A 13,198-nucleotide genomic window follows, 5' to 3' on the forward strand; every position below is an offset into this window, starting at 1 on the left:
CCACTTCCAGCATTTCTCCACAGAAAAACGAAACCTTGCAACTGCCTTTGCCGTACGTCATATTAACTTTGCTCAATATATGCGTCGGAAACTTATTAATATGCCTGGACAGATCTGGGTAGGGGAGTAAGATGCTCAGGTTTCCGGACGGATTTCTCTTCGGGACGGCAACATCGTCCTACCAGATTGAGGGCAACAACGTCTGGAGCGACTGGTGGTACTGGGCCGAAAGGGGAAAGCTTCCCCCGGCAGGAAGGGCCTGCAACTCCTGGGAGCTGTATGAGAAGGACATCGAGCTGATGGCGGAGCTGGGCTATAAAGCCTATCGCTTTTCTATCGAATGGGGTCGCATTTTCCCAGAGGAGGGAAGGCCAAACGAGGAGGCGTTAATGCGCTACCAGGGGATAATCGACCTGCTCAGAGAGAACGGGATTATCCCAATGCTCACACTCCACCACTTCACCCTGCCCACGTGGTTCGCCATCAAGGGTGGCTTCGAAAGGGAAGACAATCTTGAGCACTGGAGGGGCTACGTTGAGCTGATAGCGGACAACATCGAGGGCGTTGAGCTGGTGGCGACCTTCAACGAGCCCATGGTCTACGTCGTTGCCTCATACGTCGAGGGAATGTGGCCACCCTTTAGGAAGAACCCGCTGAAGGCCGAGAAGGTCGTGGCAAATCTCATCAAAGCCCACGCCATCGCCTACGAGATTCTTCACGGTAAGTTTAGGGTCGGGATAGTGAAGAACAGGCCCCACTTCATTCCGGCGAGCGATTCTGAGAGGGACAGGAAAGCGACAGAAGAGATAGACTACACCTTCAACCGTTCCATGCTGGACGGAATCGTGACTGGAAAATTCAGGGGATTCATGAGGACCTTCGACGTTCCAGCGAGCGGCCTCGACTGGCTCGGGATGAACTACTACAACATCATGAAGGTCAGAGCCTTAAGAAACCCTCTCAAACGCTTCGCCGTCGAGGACGCCGACATGAGCAGGAAAACCGACATGGGCTGGAGCGTCTATCCGAGGGGCATCTATGAGGGACTGAAGGCCTTTTCATCCTATGGCCTTCCGCTCTACGTCACCGAGAACGGCATAGCGACGCTCGACGACGAGTGGCGCATCGAGTTCATAATCCAGCACCTCCAGTACGTCCACAAAGCTTTGAGAGAGGGCATCGACGTTAGGGGCTACTTTTACTGGTCGCTGATAGACAACTACGAGTGGGCTGAAGGCTTCAGGCCGCGTTTTGGACTCATAGAGGTGGACTACAAGACCTTCGAGAGAAAACCGAGGAGGAGCGCCTACGTCTACGGTGAAATCGCAAGGAGTGGAGAAGTAAGTGACGAACTGCTCGAAAGGTACGGACTTGTGGAGGTTTAGGCCCTCAGCCAGCCTTCTATCACCTCAACGTCGTCCTCCCCGAACTGGGGCATCATGTCAAGATGCGCCCTCATCAGCTCGGCCATGGCCTTCAGTCCCACCTCGGCGTCGTGAACAACTGGGTCGAGAAGCACCGCTTTTATCACCTTCTCCACGTTTCCTTCCGCCGCTGCCTCCGCCGATAGTCTCTGGATTTCCGCCTGAACCCTGAGGGGAACCAGAGCCTCCCTCGGGAGCTCGACGCGGAGCGGTTTTATGCCCCTTGGCGAGACCTCCGCCGGAACCTCTACTATCGTGCCTTCCGGCAGGTCGATGTAGCCCCTGTTGGGAACGTTTATAGCCTCCTGAAGCTTTCCCCTGCCTTCAAGCCCCTCAACGACGTTCATGGCAACGTCGGGGAACTTGATGAAGCGGTTGAAGGCGAACTTCGGGACGAGACCACGGAGGAAGAGCCTCAGCAGTCTCCTTACCTCATCCCCCTCCTTCTTGGTTCTCTCTATCCACTTCAGCCCCTTCCTCTCCTCCGGAATCAGGTGCCAGGCGAAGTTTAGGTACTCCCCTATGTGGTTGTCGTCAGGCGAGGGGAAGAGGCCGTACGTCCGGTAAAGAAGCTGACTCAGGGGTTCGAAGTCCGGCCTTCTCCTTAGTGCCTCGTCGAGCCTTGGGTAGGCATCCTCATCCTTCACGCGGAGCTCCTTTATCCAGGTGAAGTGGTTCAGGCCAGCCGCGATGAGGCTTATCTCCCTCTCGTCGGCCTTCATCAGGGGGGCCAGCATCTCCTTCCTCTCAAGGTAACCGGTGCAGAGGCCGTAGACGTTTTTTAATCCCGTGTAGTTCAGAACCGCGTAGGTCACCCTCGGCTCGGGGTTGGAGTAGATGAAGACCCGTGCGTCTCTGTTAACGTCCTCTATCCTTTTCGCTATCTCCAGAACCAGCGGGACGACGCGGAGCGTGTGGGCCAGACCCCCCAAGCCCCCGTTCTCCCCGAGAACCTGCATTACCCCGTACTTATGGGGGATCTCGAAGTCCAGCCTCCAGCGTTCGTACCGCTCCTTCTCGACCGAGATGACCGCGTAATCGATGCTGTACTTCTTGAGCCCCTCGACGCTCTCAAGGGGTGTGACGGTGAAGTCAGCTTTGAAGGTCTTCTTTATCTTCTCTGCCAGGGCCGTTATGAACTTCCTCCGCTCGTCGTCTATCTCTACGAGGTAAACGTCCGCGTTTCTCAGAACCTCGCTCGTGGCTATCGTGTAGAGGCCGAGGGGGGTGAATATGCTCCCAGCTCCGATGAAGGCTATCCTCATTCACAGCACCCCCGCGAGCGGGTTGGCGTGGAAGAGAACCGTTGGGAGAACTCTCAGCCCCTCGCCGTATTTGAAGCCCGCCATCTCGCCGTAGAACCTGGCAACGCTCTTCACGAAGACCTCCCACGAGTTCCACTCGCTTTTGAACTGGCTCTCGTGGGCCTTCAGAGCCTTCAGCTTGAGCTTGAGGAAAGCGTCGACGTCCTCAACGTGGTTCGGGTTGTCCGTGTAGTAGAAGCCGAGGAGCCTCACCTCCCACGGCTCCCCCTCCCCGACGCTCGGAAGGGCGGAGAAGAAGGCCGCCTCCCCGGTTAAGAGCCCCGCGTTCCTGTGGTCGGGGTGCACGTCGTAGGCCAGCCAGGGGTCGGGGGCGAGGACGAGGTCTGGCCTTTCCGAGCGGATTATTTTGAGGATTTCGTTCCTCACCTCCCCGCTGTAGGGCAGTCTAGTATCCGGATAGTCGAGCCAGAGAAGTTTCTTGACGCCTATTATCTCGGCCGCCCTCTCCTGTTCCTTTCTCCTGATTTCCCTCAGCTCCCCTGGCGGAATCTCCCTGCTCCCGGCCGAGCCGTCCGTTAGTGTGAGGTATGTTATCCCCCTTCCCTCCCGTGAGAGCTTCGCCAGGGTTCCACCAACGGCGAGCTCGCAGTCGTCTGGATGCGGCTGGACGCAGAGGATTCTCGTAACGCTATCAAAGGGCCTCTCCACGTCGAAGCCTAAGGTTTCCTTCAAGAGCGCCCTGAACTCGCCGGGGGAAACCCCTCTGAGCTTGGCCCGGGCAAGGAGAAGGGGCTTCATCCGGGCACACCTCCCAAGAGCTCCTCGGCACGTCTCCTGAGTATCTCCCTGACCTCCTCCCTGTCCTTTGGATACTGATGCCTTATCCAGAACCACACGAGGGCGCAGAGCGTCCAGAAGAGCGAGCCTATTACGAGCGTGTACTCGTAGGCCTGGGCGTTGGTGTAGCCGGCACTCCTGAGCGCCTCGATTAGGAAGCCGCCGAAGAGAGGCCCGAGGGCCTTTCCGACGTTGTCTATGATGTTAAACACTCCAAAGACCGTCCCCCTGTCCTCGGGCAGGTTCACCTGGGAGATTATTGCCGTAACGTTCGGCCCCGCGAAGCTGACGAGCTGGAGGAAGAGTATCGAGTAGACCGTCAGTGCGAGCCAGCCCCCGAAGGAGAGCTCCGATGGGAGCGGGTAAACTATGACCCCGATCGCCGCTATCATTCCGAGAAAGACCGCTATCCCCGTTACCAGTGCCCTGCCGCCGGGGCTTCTCCTCTCGAAGTAGTCCCCCACGTAACCTCCGACGAGGGTTCCTATCACGGTCGCTATTCCGAGGATCAGCAGAACGAAGGTGGCTGTCTCCTTCGCCATTCCCCTCGTCACTATGAGGAACGAGACCAGCCAGTACATGAGGACGCCCCAGGGGACGGTCCCGGCCAGGCCCTGGAGGAAGATGAGGAGGTTCGTCTTCGTCCTGAAGGACTTTCTAACGGCCTCCCAGCTCAGCCGGTAGGTGTACTCCACACCGCGCTCGATGAGCTTTCTGACTTCCTCCTCTCCGGCCCCCCTCTTGGGCTCCTCCGCTATCACGTAGAATAGGGGAGCCAGTATGAAGTTTGGAACCGATGCGAGGATGAAGGGGAGCCTCCAGCTCCCTATCAGGCCGGCCATTATCATTCCGAAGAGGGTTCCGAAGCCGAAGGCGGTCTGTATGAAGGCGTAGCCCTTTCCGCGCTCCTCGCTCGGGAACATATCTGCTATGAGGGAGTATCCTATCGGGATTATCGAGCCAACTCCAATCCCCGTGAAGAGCCGCATGAGGAGAAGCTCGTAGTAGCTGTTGACGAAGGCAGTCAGGAAGCAGGGTATCTCACCGAGGAGAACGCCCACGACGAGGAGCTTCTTCCTCCCCTTGATGTCGGAGAGAAAACCCCAGACTATCGTTATCAGGGCGCTCGTTGCGACGAATATCGTCGAGACAAGCCCCATCTGGGTCTCGCTTATCCCGAACTCGGCCATTATCTGTTGGTAGTTCGGTGGCAGGAGGTTCTGGTCGGCCATCAGGAAGGCCGCCATCAGGACGAGAAGGAGTATGGAGAGCCTGTTTCTCAGGTTTCCCATTCACCACCCCTCCAGGCTTCGTAGATGGCCCTAAACGCGTCGAGCCTCCTCTCCGGGAGCGGTTCCCATCCCCTCGCATCGCTGTTCTCTGCTAGAAATGCTTTCTCTCCCCTCAAATTCCGCGAAAGAAAGTTCAGCCTGGCGTTGCCGTCGTCGAGGCTCCATATGGCGAGGTTTTTGTCCGGAGTCCAGCTCGAAGTCCTCAGGTAGAGCCTCCTTCCGGAGTGGGGGAGCTCGCTTGGGAGCCTTACCTCCCTCCCCAGGGCGTCGAAGACCTCAAGGAAAGAATCGACGGTTATCAGGTAGTCAGCCAAGGAACGGTAGCCTAGGAACTCTATGTCGGTGCCGTAGAGGATGATGTCGTCGAGGTTTTCCAGCCACTTCGCGGCCTTTCCCGGATTCATCAATGGGAACCTTCCGGCACCGAGCATGACAACGGTGTTAACGTTCACCCACACCGGTATCGCCTCGATCTCCTTAACCGCTTCGAGGGTCACCTTGCCCGGAAAGACGAGTTCCAGCGACTTTTTCAGCTCCCTCAGGCCGAGGAGGTAGTTGACGTACCTGTTGCCCTCCCCCCTCTGGGCCTTGATGAGGTGGGGGTAGAGGGGCTTCACCGGCTTCACCGCCCTGTTGAGGTGGCTGGAGAGGATTAAAGCCTCGCCGTCAACGAAGACTTCGCTATAGCCGTTGTCCCGCAGTACTGCCGGCAGGACCGGGTCGTAGGCCAGTTCCGGCGGGAAGAAGAGCCTCGGGGAGACTTCGAGGAGGGTCTCCTTTACCTCCCTGTCCCTCTTCACCTGGGCCTCAACCCGGTCGAGGCTCAGTAGGGGCAGTATCGCGTGGCTGTAGGCGGTTCCGGTTACCTCTATCAGCCCCGATTCGATACCGTCGCGTAGGAGCCCCAGCACTTCCCTTGGAAGGAGTCCGAGAGTAAAACCCGTGACGTTGAGGGCGAAGGGAATCTCCCTTTTAAGGAGCGCCGAGAGAACAGGCAAGTAGGCCTTCTCGATGACCCTTCCTATCTCCACCTTTGGTATCTCCGCGTACTGGAGGTTGCCGTGGAGGAGGAGAGATATCAACTCAGACCCTCCTCACGCTTACCCCATCGCTCGGGCTGACGAGGTGGTAATCCGGCTCCCAGTTGAAGTGCCTTATGTACTCATCGGTGATCCTCATCGCTATATCTAGGGCCAGATCCCCGGGCACTATGGCCACTGCCGACCCGCCAAAGCCGGCACCGGTCAGCTTGGCACCGTAGGCTCCGAGTTCAACCGCCCTTCTTACGAAGAAGTCCAGCTCCTCACTTGACACCTCGTAGTTTCTGGCGAGATCCCAGTGCGAGGCCGTCATCAGCTCGCCGAAGGTTCCAATATCGCCGCTCCTCAGTGCGTCCCTCGCCTCAAGGACGCGCCTGTTTTCTCTAACTATGTAGCCGAAGAAGCGCCGGTAGAGTGAGGGAAGGCTTCTGAGGTCGCTATCCTCGACCTCCTTGGAGGTTCTCCTTCCGAGGAACCTGAGGGTCTCCTCCGCGACCTTCCTCCTCTCCGCATAGGCTGAACCAGCGAGTTCCCGTTTGACGCCTGTATAGAACACCAGAGCCTGCACATCCTTCGGAAACCTGATGTACTCGTGCTCCAGGGTGTCAGTGTCGAGGAATATCACATGCCCCTCCTTTCCGTGGACGACCGCGAACTGGTCGAGTATGCCGCAGGGCACACCGACAAACTCGTTCTCCGCCCTCTGGGCAAGAAGCGCCATCTCCACCGGTAGGAGGTTCAGCTCATAGGCCTCGTTGAGAAAGGCTAAAACGGTCAGCTCAAGGCTCGCCGAGGAGCTCAGTCCGGAGCCTATCGGCAGGTCTCCACCCAGGATTCCTTTCATTCCCCCTATGGGGTGACCTTCCTCCCTCAGAACCCAGAATATCCCCCTGACGTAGTCCGCCCAGTCGCTGGCTTTTCTGATTTCATCGAGGCCGAACTCCCTGACCTCCCGGAAAATCTGGGAGTAAACTCTAACCCTCTCGTTCTTCTGGGCGTGCAGAACCGTGTAGAGGTCTATAGCCATCGGCATGACGTAGCCGAGCGCGTAGTCCGTGTGCTCCCCGATCAAATTGACCCTTCCGGGAGAATCAACGCGGTACATGATTCCACCCAGAGGTGTTAGACTCGAAAATATTTAAGATTAGCGAGAAAAGAGAAAGCCTCAGCCCATCTGGAGGGCCTGTCCGCGGAGTTCTCCCCTTTCAAAGCGGTACGGGTCGTACCATTCAACGGGTAGGCTGGTTCTTCCCCTGGTTATGAGGTCTGCCACCATCTCTGCCACAGCCGGCGCCATCATGAAGCCGTGTCCGGAAAAGCCTGCCGCTATGTAGTAGTCGCTCAGCTCCTCGATCTTTCCTATCGCCGGGTTGCTGTCGGGCGTTTTGGCGTAGTAGCCCGCCCACGTCCTCAGTATGAGGAGCTCCCTCAGGGCGGGAACTATCTTGGTGAAGTAGTAGCTCACCTCGCGCAGGAACTCGTAGGTCGGGCTGAGGTCGTAGGTTGGCCCGAGCTCGTAACCAACGCCTCCAACGATGCCGCCGTGGGCCGTCTGGGTGAGGTATGCGTGCCCGTACTTGAAGGAGATGACCATCGGCTTGATGGCCCCTTTCCTGATGGGCTGGGTTATCACCGCCTGGTGCTTGTAGGGCTCTATCGGAATGTGGGTCTTTATCCCGGCCATCGCGTTGATGAGCTTGGCCCAGGCGTTGGTGGCGTTTACAACGATGCCCGTCTTTATGACTCCCCTGCTCGTCTTCAGGCCTTTAATTTCACCGTTTTCAACTATGAAGTCCTTGACCTCGGTGTACTCGACGAGCTTGGCGCCAAAGCGCTCGGCGTTGAGGGCAAAGGCGGCCGTGGCATAGAACGGGTCTGCCTTTCCGTCGGTGGGGTTCCAGGAAGCGGCGATAACCTCGCTGATATCGATGAGCGGTACTATCTCCTTTGCCTCCTCCGGCGTTATGAGCCTCGTGGGAACGCCAAAGCGGTTCTGTATCGCTATGTTCTCCTTGAACTCGGCAACCTCCTCGTCGTCGTAGAGCAGGAAGAGGTAGCCGGTCTGCTCGAAGGAGAAGCCGTACTCCTCGCTATAGCGCTTCCACAGCTCAACGGAGCGCTTCATGACCTGGACGTTGGCTTCATCGTTGAACTGCTGCCTTATTCCCGTCCCACAGCGGAAGGTCGAGCCGGAACCGATGAAGCGCTTCTCTATTACCGTGACCTCCTCACCGCGCTTGGCAAGCTCGTGGGCGAGGGTTACGCCGACGATTCCCCCGCCGATGATGACTATCTCACTCCTCCCGGGGAGCTCTTTACTCGGCATATTCCTTCACCCCCTCGGCGGTGACCTTCATCCTGACGTTCTTCAGCGGCGGCCTGGCCACAGGAAGGTCGATGCGGCTCATATCTGAGCCCGTTCTCTGCGAGACCACCACTGCCCCGTTGAAGAGACAGAAGCGCCCCTGGCAGAAGCCCATAGCGAGGTGTGTTAAGCGCTTGATTATCTGCAGGTCTGTTATCCCGCTCCTGACCACGTCATCAACCTTCTTCAGGGAAACGTCGCAGCCACATATCTGGACATCCTCAAGGTTGAAGCTCTCGAAGGGTATCCTGTGGACCACCATAGGAATCGGTTCGTACTCCTTCAGCTTTTCTTCGTAAAGGCACGGGTTTGAATCAAAGCCGAACTCCCTGAGAATGTACGCTCCAACAAGCCTTCCCTCAAGGTAGTTCGCGTAGTGCGGCTTTATGGAAACCGCACTTCCGGCGACGTATATGCCGTCGCGTATCCTGTGCTGGGAGTCGAGGACGGGTATGTAGTAGCCGCGCTTGAACTTCAGCTTCCCGCCGGCCTGGGTTATCGGGTTGATGTCCGGCCTTCTCCCGTCGGAGACGATGACAGCGTCAACCTCGTAAACGTGCCCGTTCATGTCGATGAGCCTCTCGACTCTCTCGCCCCCTTCGACGCGCTTTGGATTGGGCACTATCACGTACTCAATTCCCCAGCGCTCCAGTTCCGGGACTATGTCCTCGGGCCTGCTGCCGACCACTGCTACTTTCCTTCCCGGGGCGACACCCCAGACGTTCATGACCTCAAGGGCGAAATCACGTCTGAAAACACCCGGGAACTCGTTGTTCTCGAAGAGGAGGATGTTGTCAACAGCACCAGTTGCTAAGACCACGCGCTTGGCCATCAGCTCGATGAGCTGGTTCTTCCCGGTAACTATCGGCACCAGGAAATACTCGCCCTTGTCGAAGACGCCGAGGGCTATCGTACCTTTGAACACCCTGACGTTTTCATTGAACTTTCCGGTGAGCTCTTTAACGGCCTTCTTCGGGTCACCGAACCCCTCCCGGGGCAGGCCCTTGAGCCACAGGTCCCCTCCGAGCCAGCCCTTTTCCTCGATTATTGCCGCGGTTAGGTGCTCCTGAACCTCAAGTACGGCACCTATCCCTGAAGGCCCTCCGCCAATGACTGCAACGTCCACGACCAGCCTCTCCACGGGCCTGCCCTCGTCGATCTCCACAGTTTCCTGGAACTCTCCATAGTTCTGGCGCTCTATCCTCATGCCGTCCTTGACCTTGGTCTTCCTCCCGTTGACGTTCTTGACCCCGTTGAGAACAACCGGAACCGGGCCGAAGGTGAACGCCCCCCTCTTCCTGCCCTCCGTGCTGGTGGTAAGCCAGTATATCCCGTTGGCCAGGAGGGCAACGGTGAGCTTTTCCCCTTCGTAGGCCTCCAGGGGCTGACCTTCAAAGTAGATCGTAACCCTTCTAGAAGGGTCTTTCTCGGTCAGGTCGAGCGGTCTCATGCTCCCACCTCAAAAAACTTTGACGTACGTTCATATGTGAACGGAGATGCTTATAAACGTTAGGTTGGCCAAAAATGGTTTAAAACCATAGGTTAGTCTTTTAAGACTCGGAATAACGTAAGAAATGGCAGAGAAAAGGGAGAGGGGGTCAGGCGAGCCCCTTGGCGAGGACGAACTCGGCGACGTTCTCAACCTGACTCTTGGCCCTGGTCTCGGTGATGGTCTTCTTGCCGGTTCCCTCGATGGGAACCTTTCTGAATATCTCCTCGTGGAGCTTGACGACGTCCTCCGGCGGCTTGGTGAGGAGGCTGACGATTATTATGACTACCAGCGTCACGAAGAAGTTGATGAAGAACACCGGTATGCCGTTGAACCAGCCACCAATTGTTCCAAAGAAGCCCGGAGCGTCCGGGTTGAATGCCCAGCCGTACACCTTGGCCTCAAGCAGAACCTCGCTGATGAGGCCGTAGGCCATTCCGACTATTGCCCCCTCCTTGGTGGCCCTCTTCCACCAAAGGCTCAGGGTGAGTATTGGACCGAAGCCGACCGCGAGGCCGCCCCAGGCGGTAGCTACCATCTGGTAGATGACCTTCGGGCCGCTTATGGCGAACCAGAGGCCGACGAGGGCAACACCGGCAACGACGAGCCTCGATATGTTGACCATCTGCTTCTTCCCGAGCTCCTTGCCGAGAACCTTGTGGTAGAAGTCCCTCGCTATGGCCGAGGAAGCGACGAGGAGCTGTGAATCTGCCGTACTCATGACCGCCGAGATTATGCCCGCTATGACGAAGCCCGCAAGCCAGCTCGGCATGAGCTCAACCGCCATGGCGGGGATGACCTTCTCCGGGTCGCTGACCTGCAGTATTCCGGCCTGATACATGGCGAATCCAAGGAATCCTGCAAAGAACGCTCCCCAGAGGACGAGTATCGTCCATGTGCCGCTGATGAATATGCCCGGCCTCCTAAGCTTCCTCGGGTCTTCAACGCTCATGTAACGGGTGACTATGTGGGGCTGGCCGAGGTAGCCGACTATCCATGAGGCGTAGCCGATGGCGAAGATTATCGCCGCCCAGCCGGTTGCTCCGCCGAAGGGGTGGAGCTTCGTTGGGTCAGCTGAGGCTATTATCTCCGTGGCCCTCTCAAAGCCGCCCACCTTTGACAGCGCAAGGAAGGGGACTATAATCAGCGTCAGCAGCATGAACATTGCCTGAACGACGTCGGTCCACACCACCGCGAAGAATCCACCGGTAATGACGTAGGCCGTCAGTATGATGACGGTAATGAGTATTCCCATGTTGTCGCTTATGCCGAAGCCCTCCGCGAAGGTCTTGCCTCCCGCAGTGAACTGGGCGGCCACATAAGCCGTCATGAAGATAATGATTATCAGGGCGCTCAGTATTCTTATCAGCTTGGTGTCGTCCTTGAGCCTTGCCTCCAGGTAGTCCGGGACGGTTATGGCTCTGAATTTACCTGCGTAGATTCTCAGCCTCGGGCCAATGAGGACGTAATCGGCGAGGGTACCGAAGAGACAGCCGATGGCCGCCCAGAAGGCACCGAGGCCGCTCTTAAAAGCCGCCCCTGGATAGCCGAGCATCAGCCAGCCACTGAAATCGCTGGCCTTGTCTGAGAGGGTGGCCGCTAAAACGTGAACCCTTCTACCTCCGACGAAGTACTGGTCCTCGGTCTTGGTGTACCTGTTGGCCCACCAGCCGATGTAGGCCAGCAGAGCCAGGTAGACAAGGAAACCGAGGAGTATTCCGGCGTTCATAGCTTACCCTCCTCCCTAAGCGTTGTCATGAGGTCTTCATCGTAGGCCAGGATTTCGTCGTCTACGTAGTACTCCTTGCCGGTTATTCTGTCCCAGTAGCCGTAGAGCAACATTGTCAAAATTCCCAAAAGAGTGGGCACCAGCAGAGTTGCCCAGGCCGAACCACTCAAGCCCATCTTACTTCACCTCGATACATCGGTGTGAATTAAGGGACATCAGTCCACAGTATAGGTGCATAAAAATATAAACATATTGGTTTAACAGTTCCCGCTCAGGAACGGGATGTTGGAATATTGTGACAAACAAATGATAACAGTTAATAACATATTTGATGAACAATGACAGGGGTGGATTATGAGGGTCATGGTCATGAGGCCGATATTCAAACCGGAGGGCATTTCAAATCCAGACTTTGTGCTGTATCCCTACCACATATTCCATTTGAGGCTGTTCTACAAGCGACTGGGAAGAAGCGACCGGGTGTTTGATTACTTCGCCTACGTTGACCTTTACCGCCTCGGGGCGGAGAGGGGCGACGGCTTCATAGACCTCTACGAATGGGACGTGGAAGAGAGGAGCGTCATGGAGCCGCTGGTGGACTATGAGGAGGCAAAGATGAAGGCCTTCGAGAGCGCGATAACCTGGGGCAACTCAAGGGTTGTCTCATGGTGGCTCCCCAGGATAGAGATAATCAGGGAGGCTCAGGCCTACAAGGTCTTCTGGATTTTCGAGAAGAACGGGGAAAAGTTCCTCATGGACAGCCTTGACGGGAAGGAGTTCAGCCTAGAGAAGCTCGTTGGGAAGGAGGGGAGGAAGTGCAAGGGGGCATGGTGCAGGTAGGCGAAAGACGGGGGAGCTCTGTCCTCATCTTCTCAAGAAGAGCGTTGAGGTTGACGTTGGCCTGCAACGGACACCACCCGGCTTAGTACGGCGTGGGAGTATTTAGGGGTTTCGCTTAAGGGGCTAATTCTCTCCAGCCGCTCTGAGTATGACCTCGATAACGCTATCCGCTATCCTGAAGCCTTTCTCCACAAGTTCACGGAGGAGCGGTTTTACTTCTTCAACAACGCCCCTTTTCTTTGCGAGAAGCAAAATGCCTGCGGTTCCAATCACGTTAATTCCAAGCTCCTTCGCAATCTTTCTCGCCTTTAGGTCGTCAAGTATCAGAAAATCAGCGCCGAGTTCAAGGGCAAGTGCCATCGCCTCGGACTCGTCATCCCCGAGGAGTTTTGAGAGGGCGGTAACAAGGGGCCTGTCTCCAGGATGCTTAACCACAACCCACTCCGGAAGAGTTTCCCCAAACTCCCTGACAACTGCGGGTGGCACGAAGACCTCTCCAAAAAGTTCGCGGAGGATTTCGAGCTTCCCGATGTTTGACAGCCCTATGAGAGGACTTGTGTTCGAGACCACGATCATTCCATACCCTCAATGAACTTTATGTCCTTCCTTGCCTCCTCCAGCGTGTAGTTTATCGGGACGTCCCGTTTCCTCAGCTCGTAGAGGAATTCCCTCACGCTAAGGCCGGCGAACTCGGCGGCCTTTCTGAGGCTCAGCTTCCCCTCTCGGTAGAGCTCTATGGCGGCGAGGAGAACCAGTTCCCTCTCCGGCTTCGGGCCGAGGAAGTCACGGAACGCCTCCGGTGTTACGCTCTCCATAACCTCACCTGAGTTATGTTAGCGGTGAGATATTTAGGGGTTTCGCTTTCCTGTTGTCCCTGATTCTGGGCATGTTGCCCCTCCCGGAAATGTTTACTTTCA

At 56.9% G+C, this 13,198-nt stretch carries 13 protein-coding genes; 2 read left to right on the forward strand and 11 right to left on the reverse strand.

The genetic code is table 11. From position 1 onward, the window contains the following. Positions 1-131: 131 nt before the first annotated feature. Positions 132-1,385 carry a glycoside hydrolase family 1 protein gene (locus tag NUS69_RS10995; protein WP_258083762.1) on the forward strand — a complete coding sequence of 418 codons (1,254 nt, stop codon included), beginning with the start codon at positions 132-134 and terminating at the stop codon, positions 1,383-1,385. Here the strand turns inward: NUS69_RS10995 and NUS69_RS11000 are convergent. The 9 genes from NUS69_RS11000 to NUS69_RS11040 form a co-directional block, all read right to left on the reverse strand. Then, the gene (locus NUS69_RS11000) at positions 1,382-2,689 is read right to left on the reverse strand and encodes a family 4 glycosyl hydrolase (RefSeq protein ID WP_258083763.1); all 1,308 of its coding nucleotides are present in this window, start codon (positions 2,687-2,689) and stop codon (positions 1,382-1,384) included. The genes NUS69_RS10995 and NUS69_RS11000 overlap by 4 nt on opposite strands. Next, on the reverse strand, positions 2,690-3,487 hold the full coding sequence (locus NUS69_RS11005) for a PIG-L deacetylase family protein (RefSeq protein WP_258083764.1): 798 nt from the start codon (positions 3,485-3,487) through the stop codon (positions 2,690-2,692). It abuts the gene before it with no gap. Continuing rightward, complete coding sequence (locus NUS69_RS11010; RefSeq protein ID WP_258083765.1) at positions 3,484-4,818, reverse strand: MFS transporter; 1,335 nt, start codon at positions 4,816-4,818, stop codon at positions 3,484-3,486. Before NUS69_RS11010 ends, NUS69_RS11005 begins: the two co-directional genes overlap by 4 nt. Further along, positions 4,806-5,900: a polysaccharide deacetylase family protein gene (locus tag NUS69_RS11015; protein ID WP_258083766.1), complete on the reverse strand. Its 1,095-nt coding sequence runs from the start codon at positions 5,898-5,900 to the stop codon at positions 4,806-4,808. Before NUS69_RS11015 ends, NUS69_RS11010 begins: the two co-directional genes overlap by 13 nt. Position 5,901: 1 nt before the next feature. Then, positions 5,902-6,963, reverse strand: coding sequence for a galactokinase (locus NUS69_RS11020; RefSeq protein WP_258083767.1), 1,062 nt, complete (start codon positions 6,961-6,963; stop codon positions 5,902-5,904). A gap of 60 nt (positions 6,964-7,023) precedes the next feature. Further along, the gene (locus tag NUS69_RS11025) at positions 7,024-8,184 is read right to left on the reverse strand and encodes an NAD(P)/FAD-dependent oxidoreductase (protein ID WP_258083768.1); all 1,161 of its coding nucleotides are present in this window, start codon (positions 8,182-8,184) and stop codon (positions 7,024-7,026) included. Further along, positions 8,174-9,673, reverse strand: a complete 1,500-nt coding sequence (locus NUS69_RS11030; RefSeq protein ID WP_258083769.1) for an FAD-dependent oxidoreductase — start codon at positions 9,671-9,673, stop codon at positions 8,174-8,176. The genes NUS69_RS11025 and NUS69_RS11030 overlap by 11 nt, the downstream gene beginning before the upstream one ends. 148 nt (positions 9,674-9,821) lie before the next feature. Beyond that, on the reverse strand, positions 9,822-11,441 hold the full coding sequence (locus NUS69_RS11035) for a sodium/proline symporter (RefSeq protein WP_258083770.1): 1,620 nt from the start codon (positions 11,439-11,441) through the stop codon (positions 9,822-9,824). Then, positions 11,438-11,617, reverse strand: a complete 180-nt coding sequence (locus NUS69_RS11040) for a hypothetical protein (RefSeq protein WP_055428914.1) — start codon at positions 11,615-11,617, stop codon at positions 11,438-11,440. Before NUS69_RS11040 ends, NUS69_RS11035 begins: the two co-directional genes overlap by 4 nt. A 178-nt stretch (positions 11,618-11,795) precedes the next feature. Here NUS69_RS11040 and NUS69_RS11045 point away from each other — a divergent pair, with 178 nt between their 5' ends. Continuing rightward, entirely contained in the window at positions 11,796-12,281 is a 486-nt protein-coding gene (locus NUS69_RS11045; RefSeq protein ID WP_258083771.1) for a hypothetical protein, read from the forward strand. A gap of 123 nt (positions 12,282-12,404) precedes the next feature. On the opposite strand, the gene NUS69_RS11050 is transcribed toward NUS69_RS11045, so the two are convergent. Continuing rightward, on the reverse strand, positions 12,405-12,857 hold the full coding sequence (locus NUS69_RS11050) for a DUF3368 domain-containing protein (protein WP_258083772.1): 453 nt from the start codon (positions 12,855-12,857) through the stop codon (positions 12,405-12,407). Next, the gene (locus NUS69_RS11055) at positions 12,854-13,096 is read right to left on the reverse strand and encodes a UPF0175 family protein (protein ID WP_258083773.1); all 243 of its coding nucleotides are present in this window, start codon (positions 13,094-13,096) and stop codon (positions 12,854-12,856) included. Before NUS69_RS11055 ends, NUS69_RS11050 begins: the two co-directional genes overlap by 4 nt. Positions 13,097-13,198 lie beyond the last annotated feature (102 nt).

It is taken from the genome of Thermococcus thermotolerans (genome assembly GCF_024707485.1).
GTDB classification, from domain to species: domain Archaea; phylum Methanobacteriota_B; class Thermococci; order Thermococcales; family Thermococcaceae; genus Thermococcus; species Thermococcus thermotolerans.

Coding starts and splice junctions, on each gene's coding strand:
- NUS69_RS10995 (WP_258083762.1), top strand. CDS start 132: ATGCTCAGGTTTCCGGACGGATTTCTCTTCGGGACGGCAACATCGTCC.
- NUS69_RS11000 (WP_258083763.1), bottom strand. CDS start 2,689: ATGAGGATAGCCTTCATCGGAGCTGGGAGCATATTCACCCCCCTCGGC.
- NUS69_RS11005 (WP_258083764.1), bottom strand. CDS start 3,487: ATGAAGCCCCTTCTCCTTGCCCGGGCCAAGCTCAGAGGGGTTTCCCCC.
- NUS69_RS11010 (WP_258083765.1), bottom strand. CDS start 4,818: ATGGGAAACCTGAGAAACAGGCTCTCCATACTCCTTCTCGTCCTGATG.
- NUS69_RS11020 (WP_258083767.1), bottom strand. CDS start 6,963: ATGTACCGCGTTGATTCTCCCGGAAGGGTCAATTTGATCGGGGAGCAC.
- NUS69_RS11025 (WP_258083768.1), bottom strand. CDS start 8,184: ATGCCGAGTAAAGAGCTCCCCGGGAGGAGTGAGATAGTCATCATCGGC.
- NUS69_RS11030 (WP_258083769.1), bottom strand. CDS start 9,673: ATGAGACCGCTCGACCTGACCGAGAAAGACCCTTCTAGAAGGGTTACG.
- NUS69_RS11035 (WP_258083770.1), bottom strand. CDS start 11,441: ATGAACGCCGGAATACTCCTCGGTTTCCTTGTCTACCTGGCTCTGCTG.
- NUS69_RS11040 (WP_055428914.1), bottom strand. CDS start 11,617: ATGGGCTTGAGTGGTTCGGCCTGGGCAACTCTGCTGGTGCCCACTCTT.
- NUS69_RS11045 (WP_258083771.1), top strand. CDS start 11,796: ATGAGGGTCATGGTCATGAGGCCGATATTCAAACCGGAGGGCATTTCA.
- NUS69_RS11050 (WP_258083772.1), bottom strand. CDS start 12,857: ATGATCGTGGTCTCGAACACAAGTCCTCTCATAGGGCTGTCAAACATC.
- NUS69_RS11055 (WP_258083773.1), bottom strand. CDS start 13,096: ATGGAGAGCGTAACACCGGAGGCGTTCCGTGACTTCCTCGGCCCGAAG.